This window comes from Vibrio superstes, from assembly GCF_003569005.1.
GTDB lineage: Bacteria > Pseudomonadota > Gammaproteobacteria > Enterobacterales > Vibrionaceae > Vibrio > Vibrio superstes.
The window spans coordinates 1781512-1806792 of sequence record NZ_BCUR01000004.1 but is presented as its reverse complement, the minus strand read 5'-3'; the positions used below and the strand labels follow the sequence as shown (position 1 = coordinate 1806792).

Genomic DNA, 25281 nt, shown 5'->3' with positions numbered 1-25281 from the left:
TAACTTTCTTCGCAGTTTATTAGCCAACAGGAAAGTACAATGAAACTAGTTAAGACTGCAGTAGCTACTGCATTAATGTTCTCTGCAGCGGTTTCAGCAATGGACTCACGCTACCAAGACCGCACTGGTAACCTAGTTGCGGACGCTCCACAAAATGAAGCCGAATGGGTGAACCCTTCTACTCTTATCTTTGCTTATACCCCGGTTGAAGACCCAGCTGTTTATGCTGATGTATGGAGTGAGTTTCTTGATCATCTAGAAAAAGAGACGGGCAAGAATGTTCGCTTCTTCCCGGTACAGAACAATGCCGCCCAAATTGAGGCAATGCGCTCTGGTCGCTTGCATATTGCTGGCTTTAACACAGGTTCAACGCCGTTAGCGGTTAACTGTGCAGGCTTCGCACCCTTCACCATGATGGCTGCAGAAGACGGTTCCTTTGGTTATGAGATGGAAATCATTACTCACCCTGAATCAGGTATTGAGAAAGTTGAAGACCTTAAAGGTAAGAACCTAGCATTCACCGCCCAAACATCTAACTCTGGCTTCAAAGCGCCATCCGCTATCTTGGATGCAGAGTATGGATTGAAGCCGGATGCGGACTTTAAGCCTGCGTTCTCTGGGGCGCATGACAACTCTATCCTAGGTGTGGCTCATAAAGACTATGATGCAGCAGCGATTGCTAACTCTGTACTAAATCGTATGTTATCGCGCGATGTGGTGAATGAGCAGCAAATAAAATCTATTTATAAGTCACAGACGTTTCCTACCACAGCGTACGGAACAGCGCATAACCTAGCGCCAGAGCTTCAAGAAAAGATTCAACAAGCGTTTTTCTCTTTTGATTGGCAAGGGACTAAATTGCAAGAAGAGTTTGAGCGCAATGGTGAGGCGCAATTTGTGCCAATCACATACCAAGAGCACTGGGAAGTGATTCGCACCATAGATACAGCAAATCAGGTTTCTTATACCTGTAGCTAACCAGCAAAACCACTAACTAAAAGGCCCGGAATAGAGTCTGGGCCTTGCTTCATATCATCATTATTTAATACCAATCACACTAAGTCAGTGATCAGCGAGCATGATCGGTTATTTAGTACGATTGATATCACCTCCCCAAAGGAAGGTCATGTCTACATTAACTCTGAAAGGCTTAACCAAGCATTATTCTTCATCGGATAAGGCGCTTACCGATGTCAATCTTACCGTTGAACCTGGTGAGGTAGTGGGTCTAATCGGCCCATCAGGCGCAGGTAAATCTACGCTGATTCGTTGTATTAACCGCCTTACTGAACCCACAGATGGGCAAGTGCTGTTTTCGGATAGAGATTTGGTCAAACTCTCAACATCAAACCTAAGGCAAGCTCGCCGAGAAATTGGGATGATATTCCAAGAGTACGCATTAATTGAGCGTCTTACGGTTATGGAGAATGTGCTATCAGGCCGCTTAGGTTATGTGAGTTTTTGGCGCAGCTTTACTCGTCGCTACCCAAGCGAAGATATACAAGCGGCTTACGCATTGCTGGATCGTGTAGGCTTGTTGGAACACGCCAATAAAAGAGCCGATGCGCTCTCTGGTGGTCAGCGCCAAAGGGTAGGGATTGCAAGAGCGTTAGCTCAAAAGCCCAAATTATTGTTGATTGATGAACCCACCGCAGCGCTTGACCCGAGAACCGCGCGTCAGATCATGCGTTTGATCAGCGAAATATGTGAAGAACAGCAGCTTCCAGCCATCATTAATATTCACGATGTTGAACTCGCCAAGCGCTTTGTTCAGCGCATCGTGGGTCTTAATGCAGGTGAGGTAGTATTTGATGGCAAGCCAAGTGAGCTTGATGAAAAGGTATTAACCAGTATCTATGGTCAAGAAGACTGGAATGCCACAACGGAAGATGAATCTGAGCCTTCTCTGACGACAGCCCAGTTTACCGAGGCGATAGCATGAGTGGCAGTTACCCTAATCAGTGGCAGAAGCCACCCCTGATTTCAAGTGCTTGGGTTCGCTATGGCATTACGGCCATGGTGGTGATTTACCTTTATCTTGCCACCCAATCCATCAGCATTAACTGGATGCGTATTTATGAAGGAAGCGAGAGAGGTTGGCGCTTTATCGTTGCATTCATGAACCCTGACTTTGCAGGGCGTTGGGACAATATTTGGCAGGGCTTGGTAGAAAGCTTAACCATGACTCTAACGTCAACGGTAGCGGGTGTGATTTTATCGATTCCATTTGGGCTGGGCGCGGCAAAGAACTTAGCACCAAAGCCGGTGTATTTCTTTTGTCGCGGATTTGTGGCAATTGCACGAAGCTTTCAAGAAATCATCGTTGCTATCTTGTGTGTAGCCCTATTTGGCTTTGGCACTTTTGCCGGCTTTGTCACCCTAACGTTTGCCACCATCGGCTTTCTAGCCAAGCTGTTTGCCGATGAAATCGAAGCCATAGATCCTGCTCCTTTGACTGCTATGCGTGCAACCGGCGCTAGCTGGCTACAACAGGTCAACTATGCAGTTCAGGCGCAAGTGATGCCGCGCTTTATTGGTTTATCCATGTATCGTTTGGATATCAATTTTAGAGAATCAGCTGTGATAGGTATCGTAGGCGCTGGTGGTATTGGCGCAACGCTGAATACGGCAATGGATCGCTATGAATACAGCGCCGCCGCCGCCATTTTGTTGATCATCATAGGTATCGTGATGGTGTGTGAATACGTCTCAACCATCATTCGTCAGCACGTTCAGTAGGGGATAATACGATGAACAATTTACAATCGATGCCTACGGTGTGGCAAAAATACGATCAGAAACAAACCATCACCCAATGGGTGTGTTGGCTGGCATTTGTTGCCTTAGTGGTATTTGCTTGGCAGGTAATGAATCAAGATACCATTTGGTACTTTGTCACTGACTCACCAAATCAAATCGCAGACATAGGCTCTCGCATGTGGCCACCAAGATGGAGCTACTTAGAGCAGCTTTGGTTGCCGCTATGGGACACCCTTAACATAGCAACCCTTGGTACCTTACTAGGGATAGTGCTCGCATTCCCGGTTGCCTTTATGGCCGCACGAAATACAACGCCAAGCGTGGTTTTTGTCAGACCTATTGCGCTGTTTATCATTGCCGCTAGTCGCTCAATCAACTCGCTAATATGGGCGTTATTACTAGTGGCGATTCTTGGGCCAGGTTTACTGGCAGGTATTATCGCCATCGCGCTTCGCTCCATTGGCTTTGTGTCTAAGTTGATGTACGAGGCAATAGAAGAGGTGAGTGACACCCAAGTGTCAGCCATTCGAGCAACGGGTGCATCGTCACTGCAAGTGCTTGATTACGGAGTGTTACCTCAGGTGATGCCAAGCTTTATCGGCACAAGTCTGTTTCGCTGGGACATTAATATTCGAGAATCGACAGTACTAGGACTCGTGGGCGCAGGTGGCATTGGTCTAAAGCTTCAAGAGTCAATGGCAGTATTAGCCTGGCCACAGGTAACCGTCATCTTCTGCGCTATCTTGGTTACGGTAATTGTATCGGAGTGGATCTCAGCAAAGGCGAGACATGCTTTGATCTAATAAAAAGCCACTGAGTGTATCAGTGGCTTTTGAGTCTTTATTGTGCGAATCGGCGAGTGAACTGATCAATTCAGTGTGATTTTCATAGTTAAACTTAATAGGACGATAGGATTTGAAAAACAAGAAACGCAGAAGATAACTGTGTGATATTTTATCGATCTATAGATAGGGGAGTGACCATTAGTGGTAACAGGCTTGCTATTACCACGGACAATCGAAAGATAGAAATCTACAGATATACTCGCCGAATATTAAATGCTGATAGTAGTCAATATTGCGCCGTATACTGAAAAATGAGCTCGCGAAATATATTCTTAATGCCGCATGAATCCAGTTTCTAAATTTCTGTCGAAATTTTCCTTAATTTCCAATATAAGCTGTAAACGCTGTAACAATGCATACAATTTAAGATGTTGGTTAGATTTAGTTCAACTCTTTTGCGTAAATAAGTGTTAGCAAGTTTGTGAGTTGCTATACTTTCTGTAGAGCTGTAGCCAGATTAGCTGATAGCTATTTAAGAGAGGGAGCTATGAGAGTTGTCACAAGCAAACACCAAGGTGCACGGAAGCAACACGGGTTGGTGGTAATATTGTTCACAATAAGCCTGTTAGTGTTAATAGGCTTCGCTGCACTGGCGATAGATATCAACCATATGATTTTGAACAAATCTAGAGTGCAAAATGGTGTAGATTCGGCTGCACTTTCAGCATCAGTCGCCATTGATAATGGCGCTACCATAAATCAAGCATCTGCCGCGGCCATGGAAACAATAAAAGAGATGGCTAGTGCTAATGGTAACAACGAACTAAACTTCGGCGTAAGCGCTTCATCTTCCAATACATCCTCAAACCGAGAACATGTTTATACGTTCGCGGATGGAACGAATATTAAGATTCAGTTCAGTAATGATCCTACCTCGTTCAATGCGTCAGAACCTTTTCAAACCACTCGCGATATCTATACGCGAGTAGCAGTATCCGGTCATAATCTTGACAGCTATTTGATCCAAGCCTTTGGTATAAGTAAATCGGTAAATGCAAGTGCGGTGTCAGGGCGTAGCTCTGGTATTGAAAATACAGGTAATATTGCTCCGATAGGTTTGTGTGGAGACAGTGGTGGTACGCCTGGAGGTGATTTTTGGGGGTACAATTTTGGTCAAGAATATCAGCTATCAGGTAAAACCTCTGACAATTCAAATTGTAACGGTAACAACTGCGACGATTCCACTGATGGGTCTGGTGACGTAGGGCCCGGCAACTATAACTATCTAGATCTAGGTGCGTACTCCGATGAGAGTGATAAAGGCGGTGGTGCGTCAGATCTCGAAAAAGCATTAGCAGGTGCGCCTCTTGATGACACAGAGTTGGGCGGTATTAAAGACTATGCGGTGGGGGACTTTGTATTACCTAAAACTGGTGTGTCGGAGGGTAAGGCAAAATCTGGTATTAACTCTCGGTTTGAAGCGAGCAAGAACTCCAGTTTTCCTGCGCCCGATGACGATGTGACGTCTGACAATCTTACTGACTATCAGTCAACGCTTAATAATGTAGGCAACGGGCGTCGCTTGGTGGTTATGCCAATAATTAATTGTGATCCAAGTACTTCTGGTAGTTCAAGCTCAATGGAAATCTTGGCTTTTGCTTGTATTTTCCTTAGTCAAAAATATGATAAGCAGACACTATACGGAAAGTTCTATGATGGCTGTTCTCTAAGCAATGGCGGTGTAGGTAATGACCCTACGGCTACAGGACCATACAAAATTCAATTGTATCGAGACCCATATGCCGGAGATTCGTAACATGGATAGCTCACATCAAAAGCAACAAGGGATCGCTGCAATAGAGATGTTATTAGTACTGCCAGTTATGCTCATTTTGTTTGTGGGCATATTTGAAATTAGTCGCATCTTTATTCAATACACAACATTAAATAAGGCCGTTCAGTCTGGGGCAAGATACGCCCTCGTTGATATTTATGGAGCGCAATCGCAAGGCGCGATTTCGCCAGTGTCCCAAATACAGAATGTAGTCGTATACGGTCAGAAAACGACAGGGAGTGAGTCTCAGCGAGTTTTGAAAGGAATAGCAGTGAGCGACGTTTCAGTTGATACATCAAGCTCAAATCATGTAACGGTATCAGTTCAATATGCTTACACTCCTGTCTTTTCTAAAATCCCGTTTACTACTAAGTCCTTGGCGCTAAACCTCACAGCTTCAGCATCAATGCGAAGGAGTGGCCTATGAGTTTTATTCGCAGGAAATCTCGTAATGATGGTGTCGCAATACTCGAGTTTACCATCGTGTCTACTGTTTTGTTGTTGCTACTCTTTGCAATAATAGAGATTGGCCGATTTATGTTTTCATTGCAGGTTCTCAATGAACTTACAAGGAGAGCGGCTCGTTTAGCTACTGTCTGTTATGTTATTGACAATACAACATTAAACGCTGGTTCCTTCGGTTCTACTTACGATGTGCCTATAGATTTGGATACTTTGACTTTATCTATTGAGTATCTCAATGACAATGGAACGGTTATAAGCAATCCATCTAGTGACGCCAACTTCGGAAGTATTAGGTATGTTAAAGCTGAAATTACAGGCTTTACTTATACTTTCTCTACACTTAGTTCCTTATTTGGAACCCTATCTAATTTGGACGCATTCCAAACAACATTGCCTGCTGAAAGCTTAGGAAAATATAGGCCTTACTATAAAAATGGAACAGAAGTAACTGATACAACAGCCCTAACTCTCAATTGTAGTTAGTAACGACTTTAAGCCAGAATTGCAATAGAGGCCCTTCTTTGAATAAATGGAAGGGCTTTTTTGTCTCAGGTTAAATAGCTTATTCGTCAACGAACGTTAGAAAATAAATAGGATTATTTTCGGGCTAAATTGAGCTTCAGCTTTAATTTGAATAGCTTTACTCAAACACCGATAGCGCACGAGCCTTGGTACAATCTGCAGGGAACTGGTTTTGTACCGCATCAATGGATGAGCACACTTTTGCCAATGCAGTATCGTTATTCCAAATGAATAGCCCGCCAACAATGATTACCGCTGCGACAATGATGAGTTTTTTCATGTAGTTATTCCGTCTTTATATGAAATCTGTTTTAAGGATAGCGCAAACTTTTTCTAATAACCTCATATGAAAACAAAGGTTTAGGATCTGAGGTTTATTGAGTATGTTGCATAGGCGTGTGTGTAATGTCGAGATCGAAGCCTCCAAGATCCTGACTTTCGTCAGGATGACTAGATTAGTTCATTCGATGTCGACGAGGGTTGCGCTTTGCGTGCACCAGTGACTTAAACAAACACGTCATTGCTGAAGCGTCTTATCGGCAACCTGACTGATGTGCGTTTCTAGACCTTCGATAAGAGCACTCGAAGGTGACGAGAAGGGGACGCTTTGCGCACGGCAGTAACGTAAAACGCGTCATTGCCGAAGTGTTTTATCGGCAATCTGAGTGATGTGGGTTGCTAGACCTTCGATAAGAGCACTCGAAGGTGACGAGATGCGGAACGCTTTGCGCACGGCAGTAACTTAAAACACGTCATTGCCGAAGTGTCTTATCGGCAATCTGAGTGATGTGCGCTTCTAGACCTTCGATAAGACCACTCGAAGGTGACGAGGGCCGCCACTTGAACTCTCGGAACCGTGTCATGCCCGAGTGCTCCTATCGGGCATCTAACTATGGGCACATTACCCACAGACACCTCATTTTCCGATAACTAACATTTAAGCTTACACGTGTACGCTAAAAGTGGCATACTCATTAACCGAGAAGTTAACCAGTGTTGTGTTATGTCAATTGTAATCAGCAATCAGTACAGTAAGAATGAAGAGATCGCTAATTCCGTCACTCATGGCGTGGGGATGATCTTTGGCATTGTCGCGCTAGTCTTGCTGCTGCAAAAAGCACTATCTCATCATGCAGACACTATGACTATAGCGAGCATGGCTATCTACGGCTCGAGTATGATCGTGCTGTTTCTCGCCTCTACGCTATACCATGCGGTGCCTTATCCACGCGCTAAGCGATGGCTTAAAACCTTTGATCACAGTGCCATTTATTTGCTGATTGCAGGGAGTTACACCCCTTTCTTATTGGTGGGTCTGCGAACGCCTTTGGCCATTGGATTAATGGTTGTCATTTGGAGCATTGCGATTCTTGGCATTGTAATGAAGCTAGCCTTTGTTTATCGTTTCAAGCGCTTTTCCTTGATCAGCTACATAGTCATGGGCTGGCTTTCGCTAATAGTGGTGTATCAACTGGCTATAACGCTACATTCTGGTGGGGTGGCACTGCTGGCTGCGGGTGGGTTGATCTACTCTCTGGGTATTATCTTTTATGTCAATAAACGCATCCCTTTCAATCATGCGATTTGGCACTGTTTTGTGTTGGGTGGTGCGGTGTGTCACTTCTTAGCTATTTACTTCTACGTTCAGCCGGTTTAAAACTCATACCTTATTGATCAATATAGTGTTTTATCCTAGTTTTTAAACAGGGGGAAACACTATGCCTAAAGCTATCAACACCATATCAGCGTTTACAGCGCTTTCCATTATTGCTTTGTTGGCAGGCTGTCAGTCCGATCCGGAACAGCTAACGGCTATGGAAGCACCCAGCGACCCCATACAAAAAATGGTATTTGAGCAGATACTGAAGCCAGAGGGACTGACGGATAGAAGCTATCCGTTTGACTACGGTTATGCCGACCTCAATGGAGACACTGAAGATGAAGTGTTTGTATTGATGCAAGACCCATACTTTTGCGGTACAGGCGGTTGCTCTGCATACTTGTTTAATTCTTCGTTTGAAAAAATGAACACCTTTACCGTGGTCAAAAAGCCAGTATTGATTTCACATACAGATACTAACGGCTGGAAGAGCATAACGGTTTGGAGCGATGGAGCTCTGCGCTTATTGAAGCACGATGGTGAGTCATATCCAAGCAACGCCTCTACTCAGCCTATTTTTAATCGTGATGCTAGAAAGAGAAGGGCACATGACCTTGCAATACAAAGCGATCTCTATCTTGACGGTGGCTACGAGCTCACAGAACGTACCGACCTTCCCATTTTTACCCCTATAGAACAGTTCAGGTTTCAGTTTAAGCGTGAATCCGATCCCGATAGTGTGTTTGTAGTTAATGTAAATACGTTAACAAGTGATATCTTTTTTAGTAAGGAATGAATTACACAGAAAAACTGATGGCAAATCCTGAACACAAAGAACACCTGGATGGGTTAGATAAGATCAGCGTAGTGTCTTATAGATCGGGCATTACGTTATTTGCTTTGTCGCTTCTTGTTTTGTTTAGCGCAGAGTTGTTGTGTGTGCTTGAGGTAGACATTTCCCCAGTATTAAGGGAGTGGAGTCTTAACCTTATCGCGATTTCGGCTGCTCTCAGCGCCGCTAATATTCATGTCTATAACAAGAAAGTGCGTGCAATCATTGCATGGTCGAGTTGGCTAGGGCTGGCTTTGTTCATTGTTCTGCCCACCAAAGAATGGCTGTACATCGGCTTCATGTTCATTACCTTTTCTGGAATCGCCTTAAAAGAATCCTACTGCTTTAAGGTTAAAGGGCTTAATCTTGTGCCTCTGCTGTTGATCTTATCGGTGTTGGTGATGTGGATGAAAGAGCCCGCGATACTCGCAGCGTTGTCGGGTCTTGGTGGTTTTATCTACGCCGTATTAGCGATAGAAAAATGGAAGATGCCATTGCACTTTGATATTGGCAACAAAGCTAGTTACGAGATTTGAGACCTCGATATTGTGTAATTATTGCCCTATTTGACTCAGATCAATGAACTGTTCATAACCCCACCAATGTGTGTACGTACATAAGTATCCGGTATTATATTTATTACATTAGCATTAGTTAATTTAGTGTTTGGTGTAGCAAGTAAGTCGGGCTTATTCATACTCAATCTAATCTCCTCTAGCAGATAAAGAATGATGCAACACAACTGAGATTAATTGCCCATGAAGTTCGCCCACAAAAGGTATTGTGGCCTATGAACAAGTTATGGTTTTTGCTTCTTATCGTTTTCTCTCTTCCTGCCTTCAGTGCCTCCTCTGAAACACAGCAAGCCCCCCCTAAAACAAACCTAGCTACGACCAGCACCGCTGACCATTCAACCTTCGAAAGCCTTCATCAAGAATTCGACTATGCGCCAGATGTCACAGAAGCCTGTTTAGAGTGTCACACTGAAGCGTCTAAGCAGATGCAGGAGACCTTCCATTGGAATTGGGCGAAAAAAGTGGATGGTATTATGGTGGGTAAGGCAAAAAATGCCTTCAATAACTACTGTGTTTCCGCGCGTGGAAACCAAAGCTGCACTCAGTGTCACACAGGTTACGGTTGGCGCAATGACGACTTTGAACTTGATGCCCCTGAAAATGTGGATTGCTTAGTCTGTCATGACACTACCGGAACCTATAAGAAATCGGCTGCCTCATCTGGACATCCTTACTATGAAGATCAGATGCTCAGTGGAAAGTTACAAAAAGCCGTAGATTTAGCTTTTGTCGCGCAAAATGTAGGTAAGCCAGATCGTGACAACTGCCTAGCGTGCCATGCTCTAGGGGGAGGAGGTAACGGCGTAAAACACGGCGACACAGATCTTTCGTTAATTGACCCTAGCTTTGGGCTAGATGTGCATATGAGCAGTGAAAAATTGGACTTCGCCTGCCAAGATTGCCACACCACCAATGACCATAAAATCTCTGGTCGCTACAATGATCGCAAAGCCTTTATTGACCATGAATTAAACATGGGCCGAGAAGATCGCATGGGCAACAATGTTTCGTGTGAAAGCTGTCATAGCGCCACCCCGCATGATAATCGAGAAATTGATAACCATACCGCTAAAGTTGCTTGCACCTCATGCCATATTCCCGAAATGGCTCGTGGGCCTTATCTCACTAAATTGTCTTGGGATTGGTCAACTGCAGGGGATCTGAAAGAGGGCAAACCTTATGTGATTGATGCTGAATTTGACGGTGTCGAACACCATGCTTATATGAGCAAAAAAGGAACCTTTACATGGGGTAAAAACGTGGTTCCTGAATACCGTTGGTATAAAGGTGAACTGGAACAAATGACCTTCCAAGATACCTTTGACCCGTCAATGGCTCCCATAGATATTAACCCGCCAACCGGCACTTACGATGACCCTGAAGCGCGTATCTGGCCATTTAAAATTCATCAAGGCAAACAACCCTTTGATACCCAGAACAATAAAATGTTGCCCATTAAACTCTACGGCCGTAAAGGTTCTGGAGCCTTCTGGACAGAGTTTGATTGGGACAAAGCCTTGGTAGCGGGAGCTAAATTAAACCAGCTGGATTTCAGCGGTGATTATGCCTTTATCGAGACACTGGGCTACTGGCCGATTAAACATATGGTTGCACCGGCAGAGCAATCCGTTCGCTGCTCAGAATGTCACAGTACAGATAGCCGCTTAAATGGGCTAAACGACTTCTACCTAGTTGGCCGCGATAGAAACGCATTCGTGGAGTGGTTTGGCGCTATCGCTATTTGGGGCGGTCTTGCGGGAGTGGGCTTGCACCTAATGATTCGATTAATAAGCATACGCCGACGCAAAGCGCAGGCTGATAAAGAGTTCGGAGAGTAATTATGAGTAATTCCTTAGTCATATTTAAACGGTTCGAGCGTTTTTGGCATTGGGCACAGGCCTTGCTGGTTCTCACACTCATCGTCTCAGGTTTAGAGTTGCACGGTTTAGTGTCAGTCTTTGGCTGGGGCAATGCGTCTGAATATCATCATTGGACCGGGTTTATTTGGGGCGCACTCGTGGTACTCATTTTTACCTGGATCTTTACTACAGGAGAGTGGCGTCAGTTTATGCCAGAGCATAAAGGCATCGAAGGCGTAGTGCGTTTTTATTTATTCGGAATATTTAAAGGAGATAAGCACCCACATCATATGTCGGCCAAAGATAAGTTTAATCCCTTGCAACGAGTGGCGTATTTGTTGGTGCTTTTTGTCCTTGTTCCTTTGCAGATCTTAACGGGCATTATGTTCTTTTTTTACCCTGAGCTAAGAGCCGCAGGGGTTTTAAATAGCATAGAACTGGTCGCGATAGTCCATACATTTTGTGCCTATAGCGTTATGGCGTTCCTAATTGTGCATCTTTACCTGATCACACTAGGTGAGAAACTAACAAGTCACCTAAAAGCCATGATCACAGGGAAAGAGTAAGCCAAAGATGATAGATACAGTGATAGAGGTAATGACAATGAAAAAGCTCATATTAGGTCTAATGATTGGCTTGCTCTCGTGTGGCGTGCACGCGGACGCAGCAAAGGGGCAGGAGGCCTATCTTGAATACCTTCGGCCGCTGTTTGGATATAACGGTCAAGATTTTGCAAGCCAGCACTTAAAGGTGGAATGGAAGCGTTACTTTAAAAAAGACGCAGCGCGGTTTATCAAGAAATACAGTAGCAAACACCCAGAGGCTACTGAGTTCTTAAACAGCACCAAGTTCCAAGAGATTGCACCCGATGTAGCAGACTTTGCCAAGAAATATGCAGCAGACAGCGGTGAACTTGCTGCCTGCGATTAACGCACAAGAGGGAATTGACTATGTTAACTACAAATCGAATGATTGCCTCGCTGCTATTGGCTGTGACTTTGCTGACTGTATCCATAGCAACCAGCGCGGCCGAAGTAACGGGCAAGATCCAATCCATTATTCACTCATCCAAGGTGATCCAGTATCTAAACCCTAAAACCAAAGAGGTGAAGGTGTTGAAATACACCGATGAGACTACATTGTTGGAAGCCGATTCTTTTAAAGACCTTACAGTAAACACCAAGTTTAAAGCGGTAGTTAATGACGACAACGTGGCTACCCAAATTAAAAGAGTGCTGGTGAAACTGCCACCGGAACAAGTTATCGATACCGATACCTTGGCTGATCTAATGGATGAGGGTAAGCCGATATTTATCGGTGATGCGCGTCCGTTATCCGTGTATAACGCAGGTCATTTACCCACCGCTAAGGCAACGCCTTCCAATCAACTAAAAGAGAATTTAGATTGGCTACCTAGTGATAAAGAGATGTTGTTGGTGTTTTACTGTGGCGGTGTGACCTGCCCACTAAGCCCAGCAGCGCTCAAGATTGCCGTTGCGGCGGGATACACCAATGTTAAAGCGTATGTTGAAGGTTTCCCTGCATGGAAAGCGGATGTCTATCCTTCACATGTAAATCCAGAATGGATGGAGAAAAATCTAGATATTCACCACGTTATTCTAGATGTGCGAGAAAACCCAACTTCAAGTGTGAAAGGCGCCGTGCACGTACCAGCAAGTCAATTAGTGACTATGCACGAACAATGGAATGCTGAAAAATTTGCAGTAGGAAAGCGCATGGTTATGGGGCTTAGAGATAAAAAAGCGCCTGTGATCATAGTGGCTGATATGGATAATAGCGATGAAGCGATAGAAGCGTTTGAAATACTCACGTTCTGGAAATATAAAAATGCGGTGATCTTGAAAGGTGGAATGCAAGAGTGGACTTTAGCGAAGCGTCCAACCCAAGATGAAGACTTCTCTACTGAATTGGTCTACGAGAAAAAAATGGCGCCTGGAGCGGTGGAGGAATCTGTCTTTGTCACTGCAGCAAAACAAGGCGATGCCACCATCATAGATGTACGTAACCCTGATGAGGTGGCTAGCGGTCACATTAAAGGCTCAATTAATATCCCATTATCCGAGCTTGATGAACAACTCGCCAAAGTACCAAAAGAGGGCCTAGTAATACTGCACTGTGAGGCTGGAGCACGAGCCGCTCTCGGCTATACATTGTTAAGTAAAAAAGGCTATACCAATGTGAAGTACTTGAATGATTCGTTTAAAGGGGTGGTGGCTGATAACGGCATTGGCTTATTGTGAGTTTTATGGATATAGGTGCTTGGGGTGCACAAGGCCCTTTGCACATACAAGGTTAGCTAAGAGGCACCCAAGATTCCGGATAACCCTACCGGGTTTCCGGAATGACGTTTTGGGGGGAATTGCCCCTCAAGAGTTCGAAATGATACCCAGCGATTTGAACTGACACCTAAGGCTTTCCCTGCATTTAACACGCACAAGCTTTCCCCAATTCCGTCATCCCAGAAAGCGTTAGCTTATTTGGGATCTTAGTGCGCACAGTGTTAACTTAGCGCACACACAATTCGCGATGACAAACCCAATGATTCAAGCTAATAGGTGGTGATTTCATTCTAGGCTCAAACCCATACTCCTGAGTGAACATCGCAGTAAGTTCAATAACCCAATTCTCACGTATATTTCTCTAACAACAACCCCCACTCATTGCTATAATCCAGCCAAACCAAACAGAGTAAGCAGCACATGAGCATTAACAGAGAAGAACTACAAAACAATCCATTACACGGTCTTAAACTGGAAGATATGGTTAAAGAGCTGGTTGACCATTACGGTTGGAACATTCTTGATACTGCGATGCGCTTTAACTGCTTTCATACCAACCCCTCTGTCGCCAGTAGCGTTAAGTATCTTCGCAAGAGTGACTGGGCGAGAGAGAAGCTTGAGGCATTTTATCTGTCTCGTTTTAAGCGTATGCCGCGTCCAACTGAAGAAGAGAAAGAAATGCCGCCAAGAATGCGTACCTTCGCAAACGGTATTGAGCCTAGAGAGCCAATGGAACTGACTGTCGATTCTATCTTGGCATCACAAGCTAAAGCGGCTTCAGCGTTCAAAGAGAAAAAAGCACAAGAGCGCAGAAATCGCTCTCGCAGATAAGCGATGTAGTGTTACAAGCACTCAATAGAGATGTCCGAGAGTAACCAAAAATAGCACTCATTAGGGTGCTATTTTTATATCTGTAGTTCGCCTTGCTAACTTTTCTTACCTCTCCAACTAAAGCAATCGTTTGCCTACATTGGTTGATCCATATGCGAATGCGGAATAATTGTGTGATCCATCGCACGTTTGCCAGTTTTTAATATTTGCAGCCCCATAAAATATGTTTTTATTCTGCGGTCTAGAAGAATATTGTTCTTCGATGATACGTAGAGGCGCATCGCCTAACAGTAGTTAAGTGGAGGTTGACACCCTTCGAAGCTTAACGAAAGGAGCCGATGCCGAAGCAGTGTAGATGGTCACTCGCATTGCTGGGGTTGTTCTTAATAAGAATAACACTGTCATCTTCGACTTTGTCGGGGATGGGGAGCTACAACAGTCATGCGCTTGCATCTTTTCTATTGCTTTGACGCCAGTCTATTGTCTATCAGTGCTCACTAATACAGCCTTCCTCTAAATCGATTCTTGTTTCATTTTTGGAGTATTTTACGAATGGCTGATTATGGATTGCTATCCATCGTTCCCGCTATATTGGCATTGATTCTGGCGTTCACTACGCGTCATGTAGTTTTAGCCCTCGGCGTTGCTGTGATAAGTGGCATGTTGATCATCACTCAGGGAAACCCTGTAGACACCGCATTAATGTTTTTGACGGACGGTCCGTTTACCCAACTCGCTCAAACCACCAATGCGCAAATCATTATTGTGATTACCATCATCTCGGGCTTTATCTACCTTGTAGAGCAAAGCGGGGGTATGACGGCATTCTCCACCATGGCGACACGCTATATCTCATCTCCTTTAAAAGCGCAGGTGGCGACTTGGGCAACGGGTATCGGTGTGTTCTTTACTGACTCTGGTAACTCTCTTATCTTAGGCCCAATGTTCTCACCAATCTTTAGCAAGCTAAAGCTAAGCCGAGAAAAACTGGCCTTCATTATTGACTCAACATCCTCTCCAGTGTGTGTATTAATCCCTATCATTAGTTGGGGCGTATACTCACAAGGTTTGATTGAGAATGCATACAGCAACATGGGTCAGCAAGTAGATGGCTTTACCACCTTCTTACAAGTGATCCCTTACCAGCTTTATGCGTTACTGGCACTGTTCAGTGTGCCTGTATATGCGATGCTGAAAAAAGACTGGGGTCCAATGGCTGAGGCGGAAGCCAAAGCACGTTTGTCTGCTGATGTAGAAGAGGTTCAACCGCAAAGCACAGAAGGTAAGTCAGCATCAATGACGTTGATTATTCTTCCATTAGGGGTGCTATTTGGCTCTTTGATTGCGCTGTTCACTTACAATTACCATCTGCATGGCACCATTAATGGCCCAGTGATTCGTGCGAGCTTAGGTACGAGTTACCTGATTGCTTCGATTACCGCGATTGGCTACTACGCGTACACCAAAACAATGACCGCTTCTACGGCGTTCAATACCTTTGTTGCGGGCATGCAACGCATCATGTTGATCCTGATGATCTTGCTACTGGCTTGGACATTAGGCGATATCTGTAAAACATTGGGTACTGGTGATTACATCAGCCAAGTGATGAACGACCGCCTGCCGGTATTCTTGTTACCTGCGATCATCTTCATTATCGGTAGCTTTATCTCGGTAGCGACAGGCTCATCGTGGGGCACGTTTGCTATCTTGATCCCAATTGCGGTACCAGTGGCTTCCGCACTAGGCGCTGACCCAATCATCTGTATTGGCGCGGCTCTAAGTGGTGGTATGCTGGGTGACCATACGTCGCCTATCTCTGATACGACCATTCTTAGCTCGATGTCGACTGGTTGTGATCACGTCTCTCACGTACGAACTCAGTTCCCGTATGCAATTTTGACTGGTGTTACTGCCTCAGTTGGCTTTATGCTAGCAGAGATAACTCGTAGCCCATACACGATCCTAGCTATTGCAATTATTCAGGTTGCACTCATTACCTTTATGGTACGTCGACAAGGTAGAATCCAGCGCGTCGTGCCTGCTGTATAAGAAGGAATTTTAAGAAATGAAAACATTATTTTGGCTTCGCGATGAAGTAAAACCAGGAGAACGTCGCACTGCACTGACTCCCTCTGGCGCAAAAGCATTAATTGATGCGGGTGCCGAGATTGCGGTTGAACACAGTGAAACACGTATTTTTCCAGATCAAGCTTACGCCGATGTAGGCTGTCAGCTGGTGGAAACACACTCTTGGGTTGATGCGCCAGAGCACGCCTACATTCTTGGCCTAAAAGAGCTAGCAGAAGAAAGCTTTGCGCTAAAGCACAAGCACATTTACTTTGCACACGCCTTCAAAGGCCAGGACGAAGCTGTACAGATTCTGTCTCGCTTTAAAGAGGGCAGTGGTCAGGTTCTAGACCTTGAATTCTTACGTGATGAGCAAGGTCGCCGTGTCTGTGCATTTGGCTACTGGGCAGGCTATGTGGGTGCTGCGATCGGTCTTTCCGGTTTCGTGCACTACACACAAAGCAATGATATCTACCCAGCAGTTCAAAGCTATGCCGATCGCTCAGAATATCTAGCCGTACTGAGTGCGCAGTTAAAGGGTGCGCAAGAAACGCCTAAGGTATTGGTTATCGGCCAATACGGTCGCTGTGGCAAAGGCGCGATGGATCTATTCACCGATCTCGGTCTGCAAGCTCAAGGTTGGGACATCGAAGAGACCAAAGCCGGTGGCCCGTTCACAGCAATCAATGACTACGACATCTTGGTTAACTGTGCGTATCTTGCAGAAGGCACACCTCCGTTCATTACCAAAGAGAGTTTAGGTAATGCACCACGCCTTAGCATGATCAGTGACGTAAGCTGCGATCCAAATAACCCTGACAACCCAATCAGAATCTATGATCGCTGCACTAAACTGACTCAACCTATCATTGATTCTATTGTTGATGGCGTGCGTGTACAGGCGGTTGACCACCTGCCTACAGTACTGCCAAAAGAAAGCAGTGAAGACTTTGCAGGGCAGTTGCTTCCGCATCTATTAGACCTGACACAAGATCAAGATCCACAAGGTATTTGGGGTAGAGCAGAAGACTTTTATTACACCGCAGAGCAATCTGTATTGAGCTAGAGTCAGACATTTAGAGCTAAACTTGCTCTATCTTTAAAAACTATAAAAGGCGGGTACTCGGGTACCTGCCTTTTTCGTTTGCTGGCTGTGTTGGTTAGGTATCCTTTTTCAAACCTGACCACAATGCTACGCGCTGTCACTAAATGGCTTAGAATTAAAGACGTTAAGCCGTATCATTTCAGTACTCATAATATTCAAGGACATTACATGACTCGCCATTGGTTAATGTTGGTTTTAATTACTCAAAGTACTCTTTCCTTTGCTTTCAGTGCACCTGAGCCACCCGAGAATACGATACGGTTTGCCATCATAGGAGATCTTACCGGAGGCGAGCGTGAGGGTGTTTTCAATGTCGCGGCTGAAGGGATCGAGCAACTACAGCCAGATTTCATCATGAGTATTGGCGATCTTATCGAGGGTGGTACTGAAGATGAGATACAGATGAATCAAGAGTGGGCGGTATTTCAGAAGAACCTAGGCAACCAAGGCGTCCCTTTTTACCCTGCGGTGGGTAATCACGATATCTCAAACAGTAAAATGCGTGAATGGTATGAGAAGAATGTGGGCCCTCGTTACTACCACTTTGTTTATCAAGATGCGCTTTTTGTTGTGATGGACAGTGAAGACTTTACCAACGACTTTTTCTCAGAGTTGAAGGTTAAGCGTGACCAAGCGATTGAGGTATATAAAGCCGATCCCACTCAGTTTGAACAAACAGAATATGCGAACCTAAGTCAGCGCTATTACGGCGAAATCAGTGACAAACAGCGTGACTATGTCATCAAAGCATTAGATGAAAATCCAGATGTACGTTGGACGTTTTTCTTTATGCATAAGCCCGTGTGGCAAAACGCTGAGGAGCAAAACTTTAAGCGCATCGAAACCCATTTAATGGGCCGAAACTACACCGTATTTAATGGTCATGTGCATAGCTATCAACACACCCAGAGGCTAGGGCAAGATTACATTCAACTGGCAACATCAGGCGGAAAAATCTTTGAAGACCAACTCATTAATATGGACCACATCACTTGGGTCGGGTTATCCGGTGAAAAGCCGACGTACCTAAACATCAAGCTAGATGGCATGCGTGATAAACAAGGCAATATTCCCGCCAATGGCAATGAGTTGTGCTTTGATGATCCTAGCTGTGCTCAGTAGGGATTAGTGAAATCTAGGGTATAGAGATACTTCAACATCAGTTCATGGTGAGCGTTTCTGTATTCTTACAGTTGTCTTTGTCTAAGATAAATCCAGAGCATCCCCAAAAACACCTCGTTTCCAGTTCGCTTTGTCATAGGCCGTTGACACCGCCAAAAGAAACCAGTGAAAACTTTGAAGGTCAATTGCTTCCGCATGTTATTTATCTTACCTAGACAGAGTTCCAGTAGGTATCTGGACTAGACCGAAAGAGCTTTACTACTATGCCGAGAAGTTGCTAAAGACTGAGGTGTAATTACGTTGATTACGTGATTGAATTAGCCTTATTCCTTTCGAAAAAGAGGTAGATGCACGAGCATCTACCTCCCCTTATAATACACTTGCTCGATCGCAAGCGTTATCAGTTACAATACTTCTTGTGTTACTACGAAGTCGAGATGGAGTAAGTTCGTTTTGAAGGCATCGTCACCTAACTTAATGTTCCATCTGAGCTCCATAAACTCTAACAGTTCAAAGCCTCTATTTAGAATTGATTCCTGATCCCACTCAACGATTTGTGCCAATTCATTCTCTGCAGCAGAGCCATTGTAATAACCCACACCATTTTTATTGTTCTTCTTTAAGTCAAAACCATCATTTTGCAAACTAGAATTTTTCGATCTGCTTAATGGTACGAGATTACCTAGCGAATTGGTAATGGTCGTAGTTTGTTGGGCATTCAAGCCTCCAAAACGTTCCTTCCAGTACTCATTTGTTGCTGTTTGAGGAAAGATGTGCTCAATAGTTACAGCATCCCGTTTTACAGATTTTAAGTTAGACCAATGAAGCTTGTTCGTAGATTGTTTCCCTCTTGTTGTTAGCCACTGATCATACTCAAACAAGAAATACCTTAGTCCATCCCAACGGAAGAACCCTTGTTGTCCTAACTCATACTTTTCAGCAATGTAACTATGGAATCGACCTGCATCAAAGTAGTAGTCAATCCAATCATTAATAGTTTTAACCACGGACACCACGTCTCTTTTACCCTTAAGTAGCTCTCTAGCCATACTAAAAAACTCAGAATCGCCGGTATTCGATCGACGATGGCAGAGAGAAAACAAAATGAAGTTGTATCGTTCTGCCGCTATCAGGAGAGAGTTAATTTTATCAGTTGATTGCTTTGATACGTAGGCAGCTAGTAATAGTGGCCTAAATGCACGAAAGCTCAAACGCTGTAGTCTATCGAGCAATAATTTATTCTCTTCATTATCATAATGGGGGAGATAAAAGTATGGGTTATGAATATAGAACCAATGTCGAATCGATCCTTGCAAGCTTTCGACATAGTTACTTATTTCTTCGATAGTAACTTTATCTTCCCTGTTCGAGGGGTGAGTGACGTTTTTCGCTGTGAATTTGTCGTTGAGAAGATAGTTGATGTAGTCATCACCCTTGTTCCTAGTGTACTTAAAGTACATGGTCCAATGGTTTCTTAGGAAAATATTCTCATCTAGTGGACTATCTGCATTTTTTCCAAGGTATTCATACATGGTTTTCCAAGCACTGTTGATCTTATTTCTTAGAACATCTCGACCATCATGACCATGAAATAATGTGGATAGATAAATCAGTCGGTTTTTCAGCAGTTCTAGACTTGTTAGTGGTTTACCGCGGTTGTTCATGGTTTCAAAAGTCACAAACACATCGATTTCATCATCAATTTCATACAAGTTAAACTTAAGACGCTGTGTAAGCTTTTTAAATATCGAAGCGATTTGATTATGATCTAGAGTGGCGAGTTTTTTTTTGAAGTACTCTTTAGCACCCGACAAATTCTGTGTATACAAGGTTTCTTGAAATAGGTTGCTGTGGGAATGTTCGCCAAAGATACTTGTCTTCAGGTATTCATCGCTTGGGTTATCGGTTTCATAGCCGAAGATGAAGCTTTCACGTTGACCATCGTCTGCTTTGCAGAGTACATATCGCTGGCGAACAGTGGGTATCGACTGATAATTAAGTTGGGATTTAGCATCGACTGATTCGATAATGGCCTGAATTAGGATCATTGATGTTGTTAGTCTTTGTTGCCCATCTACAACATAGAATGGGCGATAGCCCATCCCCTCAATTATCCATTCATCTTGTTCCCATTTTCTCCAAAGCTTGGCTGGAACCGGTTCTAGGGTAATTACGCCAGTATAATGAACTCTTTCAATGTCGAGTTGAACTATGTCCTCCCAGAAGTCAGCAATCTGCTGCAGTGACCATGCGTAACCGCGTTGATAGTCAGGGATACGTAAAACTCGTCTTTCGCAGATGTCGCTAAGGCTTTGTAGTTTCATGATTCATTAACTCTCTAGAATTATAAATATTTCAGCAGGAACAAAATGTAGCTTATCGGAGTAGTATACATTTATAAATACTTGGTACGCAATAATGATTTTGTTTTTCAAAGAGAATGTAAGCGGTAATGCATTTGATTAATTGGTATCTAGTATGTTTTAATTGGTGGATTAAGTTTTAGGGTGTTAGCAAGAGAGTGTAGTATGAAGCGAAATGAGCTATTCAAATATCTTGGTTGTGATTCCGTGCCAGTTCAATGGCAATGGGGAAAGATTATCAAAGGTACTCCTGTGCTGCAGGTACATATGGCAGATAGGCTGAGTTTAGATGGTCAATCGTTAGTTAAATTATCTGGTACAGACTGGTTGCGTACCAATAAAAATGGTTCGGTAAATCTAGGTCACAGAGAGAGATTACAACATATCGAAATGATCAAAGGAGGAACTTATGGGTACTGCTTCTTTGATGACGAAAGTTATAAGCCTAAGAAAATATTCTCAGAAGTCATCTATAGAATTGCTTTTATCAAAATGCTTCCAGATGGAGTTTATGGTGTTCTTGATGCCTTATGTACTCCAGCAGAATTTACGCAGTTTCCTATCAAAATGGATACATAGAAAGAAGCACTCGAACCCCAAATATAAAATTTTATAGTTGTATGAGTTCTGGGTTAACAACACTCAACTAGCTGAAAGCAAACATATTTCAATTTTCCTTGGGATAAGATGTAGGCTTTAAACTATGCGACCACGTAAGGACTTTGTCTGTCCCTTTTTCTTCTTGGATTCAACACGTCGTCTTTGAGAGCCTTTTGTTGGTTTAGTGGGGCGACGCTTCTTCTGTACTACCATCGCTTTCTTGATGAGCTCAACAAGCCGATCAAGTGCATCTTGTCGGTTTTGTTCTTGTGTTCTGTAGCTTTGGGCCTTGATGACAATGACGCCATCACTGCTGATTCGACTATCAGACAGTGCCAATAACCTATCTTTGTAGATCGACGGCAGGGTAGAGCGGTTGATATCGAACCTTAAGTGAATTGCCGAGGATGTTTTATTTACATTCTGACCACCCGCACCTTGAGCACGGATAGCAGTCATTTCAATTTCCCAGTCGGCCAGGATTACGGTGTTGGAGATATGGAGCATGTTTCAGCCTTTAGGTTCATGTGTGGCTAGGGTACTTAGATTTGATGTACTTAGCTAGACGATAATCCAGAAGTTCTTTCACTAAACTATGCAAAACCCTCACTTCAGACTCTGAAACTTTTATATTTGCTTTGAATAGGTTTTTCTCGACATTAAACGAGGCTGATGTTTCTTTCTTTCCTGCGGTGGTGAAGGCTTTAATCGGGTTTCCTTTCCAATAATTAAGCCAGTCAACATCAGTGGGCGACAGCTGTTTGTTCTTATCGGAGAGTTCGTTAGTAAACAGTGCAGGGTAGGACTTCAATATGTGCCAGCTTCGCTCAGCCAACGCAGCTAAAGTTGGTGGCTTATTGAATCCATCTAACTCAATGAATGCTTCGAGTAAAATTGGTTTGAAGCATTTGGTCATGCTTGTCATTTGTATTGTATTTAGAAGAAATGCATCATATTTGCTGATGACATCTAATATCTCTTGCTCTTTAATATGCAATCCAACGAGTTGGAACCAGCTTCCATGTTGTTTTCTTACTTTCGTGTGATCATACCCCTCATGAAAGAACTCGGTCGCCGTTGGTCTGTGCCCTTGTCGCAACTCAAGTAACTGAAACTCTTCATCAGAGGTATGCTTGAATCGACTTTTGAGTTCCTTCCAGAAGCTAATAATTTCGGGGTCAAAATTGATATAGCAACCTTTTGCCAATGACACCATGTTGTTGCTATATTTGCCTTCGTTCTCTCTAACTTGGTTATCCGCATTATCTTCAGGTAGATGGAATAGATCGGTGCGGGATAAGAACGACTGGTGGTTACCAAGGAAATCAAGCACGACTACATGAGACTTGTTTGGAGCAAGCCTTAGACCTCGGCCTAATTGCTGCAAGAAAATGATGTTGGACTGAGTTGGCCTAATCATTAATATAGTATCGATAGAGGGTAAATCTGTGCCTTCATTGAACAGGTCGACAGAAAATAAAACCTGTATATCTCCGCTTGATAACTGTTGAAGAGCTTCATTACGTCTGACATGAGATTGACTATGTACAGCCAGAGCTTTGTAACCTTTTTCTGAAAATTTGGCATTAAACTGCTCAGCCATGTAATCGGCATGGGAAACAGAGACACAGAATGCTAATGTTCTTCTTTGTTGGTGTTTTTCCCAGTGTTTGAAAATATGTTGGGCGCGCTTTTGCGTTGCAAAAGCAGCATCTAGTGACCTTGGGTCAAACTTGCCATTTCTCCAAGGGATTTCTTGATAATCAAGAGTATCATCCCATACCCCAAAGTAGTGAAAAGGCACTAGTATACCCGTATCAATACCATGCACTAAGTTTCTCTCAAAGACCAAATTATTGTTACATAAAGAGAGAATATCAGCCTGATCGGTTCTATCTGGAGTAGCAGTGAGACCAAGTAGAAACTTCGGCTCGAAGTAATTTAAAACATTGAGGTAGGTACTTGCACTAGCGTGATGAAATTCATCAACAACAATATAGTCAAAATGGTCACGAGCGAACGAGCTTAGGTGTGTCTCTTTTCCTAGAGTTTGCACGGAAGCAAAGACCATTTGTTTATCAACAGATTTTTCAATGCTATTGAAATAGCCAGAGGATTTTTGAGGCCATAGCTTGGTGTAGGTGTTGAGTGCTTGAGTGAGTATTTCTTCTCTGTGAGCGACAAATAGAACTCTTTGAGCTTTACATTGCATGGCATCAAATGCAGATAACCATGTTTTCCCCATCCCCGTACCAAGCACAACCAAACCTTTAGGGTTACCAATTTTTCTTGTATGGGACAGGGCATCTAGAGCCTCGAGTTGCACTGAGTTTGGAGAGTGAGTTTCTTCAGGTTCGTTATCAAAAGGGCTGATTAAGCTCAGTGTTGGAGCATTTAATCTACGGGTGATGTAGTGATCAATCCATACATCACTTAAGACAACGCCACTTGAGTGATTGAATATATTATTGTATTCACTTCGAATCTTTCTGAACTGTTTAGCCTCGAATGATGTTTCAGGGTCTTTGTAATCAAACCTTAAACACCACTCATGAGCATTGGTTAACGCGGCTTTACTTATATTATTTGAGCCAATAAAAGCTGAACCACGGTAAAAAGTAGACTCGGAATCTGAACGAACAAAAATATAGGACTTCATATGGAAGCTATGGTTCTTTGCTTCAAAGATCTTAACTTCTATTTTGGGAGAAACTAGCGCCATGAGAGAGCGGAGGGCAATAGGATCAGTAATACCTAAGTAGTCGGACGTGAGAACACGAATCTTGAGAAAGCTATCATTATTATTTGAACGCTCTATCGCTTCTTGGAGTGCAGGAAGTAACAATCGTAATCCTGAATCTCGAATAAATGAAACAGCAATATCTATTTCGTTGGCGTGGTTAATAGCGTGAAGAAGTTGTTGTAGTAATGGGTCATCTCCACCTGTGGTGAGAAGATCCTCTTTGAGTATTAACTTTTGCTTTGACATTTGTTAGTACTTCTCCAATACCGCATTCAACCACTTTTCGTTTTCACGACCAGGTCTGAGATCCGAGGTTTCCCACCATTCCTTGACCTTTAGTACCCTAGTCGTTTCTAGAATAAGTTCTAATTGCCCTAAATTAAGGTCACGGAAAAAACGCCCATTGCGATCTAGCTCAGAATCTCCAAGCTTGAAAGAGCAATACATAACACTGCTAGGCTTGAGGTAGTTGCTAAGGTGGAGAAATGTGGGTGCAAGCTCTTCTTCCCGTACATGCAACAATGAAGCACAAGCCCAAATACCGTCATAAGTCGCGGGCTTAGATTGAAACTCGAGAAAGGTAGTCTGTGTGACTTCGAGCCCAGTGAGTTCACTGGCGAGCTTTTTTAGTTCAGCGCTGGCATCGAATGCATCAACTTGAAAACCCTTATCCAGAAATGCCTTGCTGTCGCGACCTGAACCACAACCTGCGTCTAAGATTCGACCACCTTTTGGGATTAGTGGTAAAAATCTCTCGTAAAGAGACTGCATTTCAACGTCGATAGTAGAGTCGAAAAACTGTTTGGCATTTTGGTTGTAGTATTGGGTGGTGCTGTTCATTGGCATTCCTTTATTTAGTGCTCTAATGGTAGCAAAATACTGGGGACGAGGGGGGAGATAACTCTATGTTATTTA

The 25281-nt window shown here is 43.7% G+C and carries 24 protein-coding genes and 1 riboswitch; of the genes, 19 read left to right on the top strand and 5 right to left on the bottom strand.

Annotated elements, in window-relative coordinates; all coding sequences use genetic code 11:
• Positions 1–39: 39 nt before the first annotated feature.
• The 7 genes from phnD to D5I41_RS16230 all read left to right on the top strand — a co-directional run bounded on the left by phnD (position 40) and on the right by D5I41_RS16230 (position 6327).
• Positions 40–978 carry a phosphate/phosphite/phosphonate ABC transporter substrate-binding protein gene (gene phnD / locus D5I41_RS16260; protein ID WP_119010698.1) on the top strand — a complete coding sequence of 313 codons (939 nt, stop codon included), beginning with the start codon at positions 40–42 and terminating at the stop codon, positions 976–978.
• A 148-nt stretch (positions 979–1126) separates the two neighbouring features.
• On the top strand, positions 1127–1942 hold the full coding sequence (phnC, locus tag D5I41_RS16255; RefSeq protein WP_119010697.1) for a phosphonate ABC transporter ATP-binding protein: 816 nt from the start codon (positions 1127–1129) through the stop codon (positions 1940–1942).
• Positions 1939–2739, top strand: coding sequence for a phosphonate ABC transporter, permease protein PhnE (gene phnE / locus D5I41_RS16250; protein ID WP_119010696.1), 801 nt, complete (start codon positions 1939–1941; stop codon positions 2737–2739). Before phnC ends, phnE (D5I41_RS16250) begins: the two co-directional genes overlap by 4 nt.
• An 11-nt stretch (positions 2740–2750) precedes the next feature.
• A complete protein-coding gene (gene phnE / locus D5I41_RS16245; RefSeq protein WP_119010695.1) occupies positions 2751–3563 on the top strand; it encodes a phosphonate ABC transporter, permease protein PhnE in 813 nt (270 codons plus the stop codon).
• A gap of 529 nt (positions 3564–4092) precedes the next feature.
• Positions 4093–5361, top strand: coding sequence for a pilus assembly protein TadG-related protein (locus D5I41_RS16240; RefSeq protein ID WP_119010694.1), 1269 nt, complete (start codon positions 4093–4095; stop codon positions 5359–5361).
• Position 5362: 1 nt separating this feature from the next.
• Positions 5363–5806 (top strand): TadE/TadG family type IV pilus assembly protein, encoded by a 444-nt coding sequence (locus tag D5I41_RS16235; RefSeq protein WP_162892852.1) that lies wholly within the window; start codon positions 5363–5365, stop codon positions 5804–5806.
• Complete coding sequence (locus D5I41_RS16230) at positions 5803–6327, top strand: TadE/TadG family type IV pilus assembly protein (protein WP_119010692.1); 525 nt, start codon at positions 5803–5805, stop codon at positions 6325–6327. The genes D5I41_RS16235 and D5I41_RS16230 overlap by 4 nt, the downstream gene beginning before the upstream one ends.
• Positions 6328–6484: 157 nt before the next feature.
• Here D5I41_RS16230 and D5I41_RS21265 read toward each other — a convergent pair whose 3' ends face one another.
• The gene (locus D5I41_RS21265) at positions 6485–6646 is read right to left on the bottom strand and encodes a hypothetical protein (protein ID WP_017026944.1); all 162 of its coding nucleotides are present in this window, start codon (positions 6644–6646) and stop codon (positions 6485–6487) included.
• Between the two features lie 723 nt (positions 6647–7369).
• Here D5I41_RS21265 and trhA point away from each other — a divergent pair.
• The 11 genes from trhA (at position 7370) to D5I41_RS16175 (ending at position 18660) form a co-directional block, all read left to right on the top strand.
• Positions 7370–8023, top strand: a complete 654-nt coding sequence (trhA, locus tag D5I41_RS16225) for a PAQR family membrane homeostasis protein TrhA (RefSeq protein ID WP_119010691.1) — start codon at positions 7370–7372, stop codon at positions 8021–8023.
• Positions 8024–8084: 61 nt separating this feature from the next.
• A complete protein-coding gene (locus D5I41_RS16220; RefSeq protein ID WP_119010690.1) occupies positions 8085–8762 on the top strand; it encodes a hypothetical protein in 678 nt (225 codons plus the stop codon).
• 17 nt (positions 8763–8779) lie between these two features.
• Complete coding sequence (locus tag D5I41_RS16215) at positions 8780–9334, top strand: DUF2301 domain-containing membrane protein (protein ID WP_162892880.1); 555 nt, start codon at positions 8780–8782, stop codon at positions 9332–9334.
• A gap of 254 nt (positions 9335–9588) precedes the next feature.
• Positions 9589–11211, top strand: a complete 1623-nt coding sequence (locus D5I41_RS16210; protein WP_119010688.1) for a tetrathionate reductase family octaheme c-type cytochrome — start codon at positions 9589–9591, stop codon at positions 11209–11211.
• A gap of 2 nt (positions 11212–11213) precedes the next feature.
• Complete coding sequence (locus D5I41_RS16205; protein WP_119010687.1) at positions 11214–11798, top strand: cytochrome b/b6 domain-containing protein; 585 nt, start codon at positions 11214–11216, stop codon at positions 11796–11798.
• Between the two features lie 37 nt (positions 11799–11835).
• Positions 11836–12162, top strand: a complete 327-nt coding sequence (locus tag D5I41_RS16200; RefSeq protein ID WP_119011532.1) for a hypothetical protein — start codon at positions 11836–11838, stop codon at positions 12160–12162.
• Positions 12163–12182: 20 nt separating this feature from the next.
• A complete protein-coding gene (locus D5I41_RS16195; RefSeq protein WP_119010686.1) occupies positions 12183–13493 on the top strand; it encodes a rhodanese-like domain-containing protein in 1311 nt (436 codons plus the stop codon).
• Between the two features lie 459 nt (positions 13494–13952).
• Complete coding sequence (locus D5I41_RS16190; RefSeq protein ID WP_119010685.1) at positions 13953–14363, top strand: VF530 family protein; 411 nt, start codon at positions 13953–13955, stop codon at positions 14361–14363.
• 262 nt (positions 14364–14625) lie between these two features.
• Positions 14626–14804: riboswitch (Lysine riboswitch) on the top strand.
• A 111-nt stretch (positions 14805–14915) separates the two neighbouring features.
• A complete protein-coding gene (locus tag D5I41_RS16185; RefSeq protein ID WP_119010684.1) occupies positions 14916–16415 on the top strand; it encodes a Na+/H+ antiporter NhaC family protein in 1500 nt (499 codons plus the stop codon).
• Between the two features lie 16 nt (positions 16416–16431).
• A complete protein-coding gene (locus D5I41_RS16180; RefSeq protein WP_119010683.1) occupies positions 16432–17499 on the top strand; it encodes a saccharopine dehydrogenase in 1068 nt (355 codons plus the stop codon).
• Positions 17500–17706: 207 nt separating this feature from the next.
• Positions 17707–18660, top strand: coding sequence for a metallophosphoesterase family protein (locus D5I41_RS16175; protein WP_162892851.1), 954 nt, complete (start codon positions 17707–17709; stop codon positions 18658–18660).
• 404 nt (positions 18661–19064) lie between these two features.
• Here D5I41_RS16175 and D5I41_RS16170 read toward each other — a convergent pair whose 3' ends face one another.
• On the bottom strand, positions 19065–20984 hold the full coding sequence (locus D5I41_RS16170; RefSeq protein WP_119010681.1) for a DUF262 domain-containing protein: 1920 nt from the start codon (positions 20982–20984) through the stop codon (positions 19065–19067).
• A 204-nt stretch (positions 20985–21188) separates the two neighbouring features.
• Here D5I41_RS16170 and D5I41_RS16165 point away from each other — a divergent pair, with 204 nt between their 5' ends.
• Positions 21189–21602, top strand: a complete 414-nt coding sequence (locus D5I41_RS16165) for a hypothetical protein (RefSeq protein ID WP_119010680.1) — start codon at positions 21189–21191, stop codon at positions 21600–21602.
• Between the two features lie 117 nt (positions 21603–21719).
• On the opposite strand, the gene arfB is transcribed toward D5I41_RS16165, so the two are convergent.
• The 3 genes from arfB to D5I41_RS16150 are packed head-to-tail and all read right to left on the bottom strand — an operon-like array spanning position 21720 to position 25206.
• On the bottom strand, positions 21720–22130 hold the full coding sequence (arfB, locus tag D5I41_RS16160; protein ID WP_119010679.1) for an alternative ribosome rescue aminoacyl-tRNA hydrolase ArfB: 411 nt from the start codon (positions 22128–22130) through the stop codon (positions 21720–21722).
• Between the two features lie 16 nt (positions 22131–22146).
• Complete coding sequence (locus D5I41_RS16155; protein ID WP_119010678.1) at positions 22147–24612, bottom strand: DEAD/DEAH box helicase family protein; 2466 nt, start codon at positions 24610–24612, stop codon at positions 22147–22149.
• Between the two features lie 3 nt (positions 24613–24615).
• Positions 24616–25206: a class I SAM-dependent methyltransferase gene (locus D5I41_RS16150; protein WP_119010677.1), complete on the bottom strand. Its 591-nt coding sequence runs from the start codon at positions 25204–25206 to the stop codon at positions 24616–24618.
• Between the last annotated feature and the right edge of the window lie 75 nt (positions 25207–25281).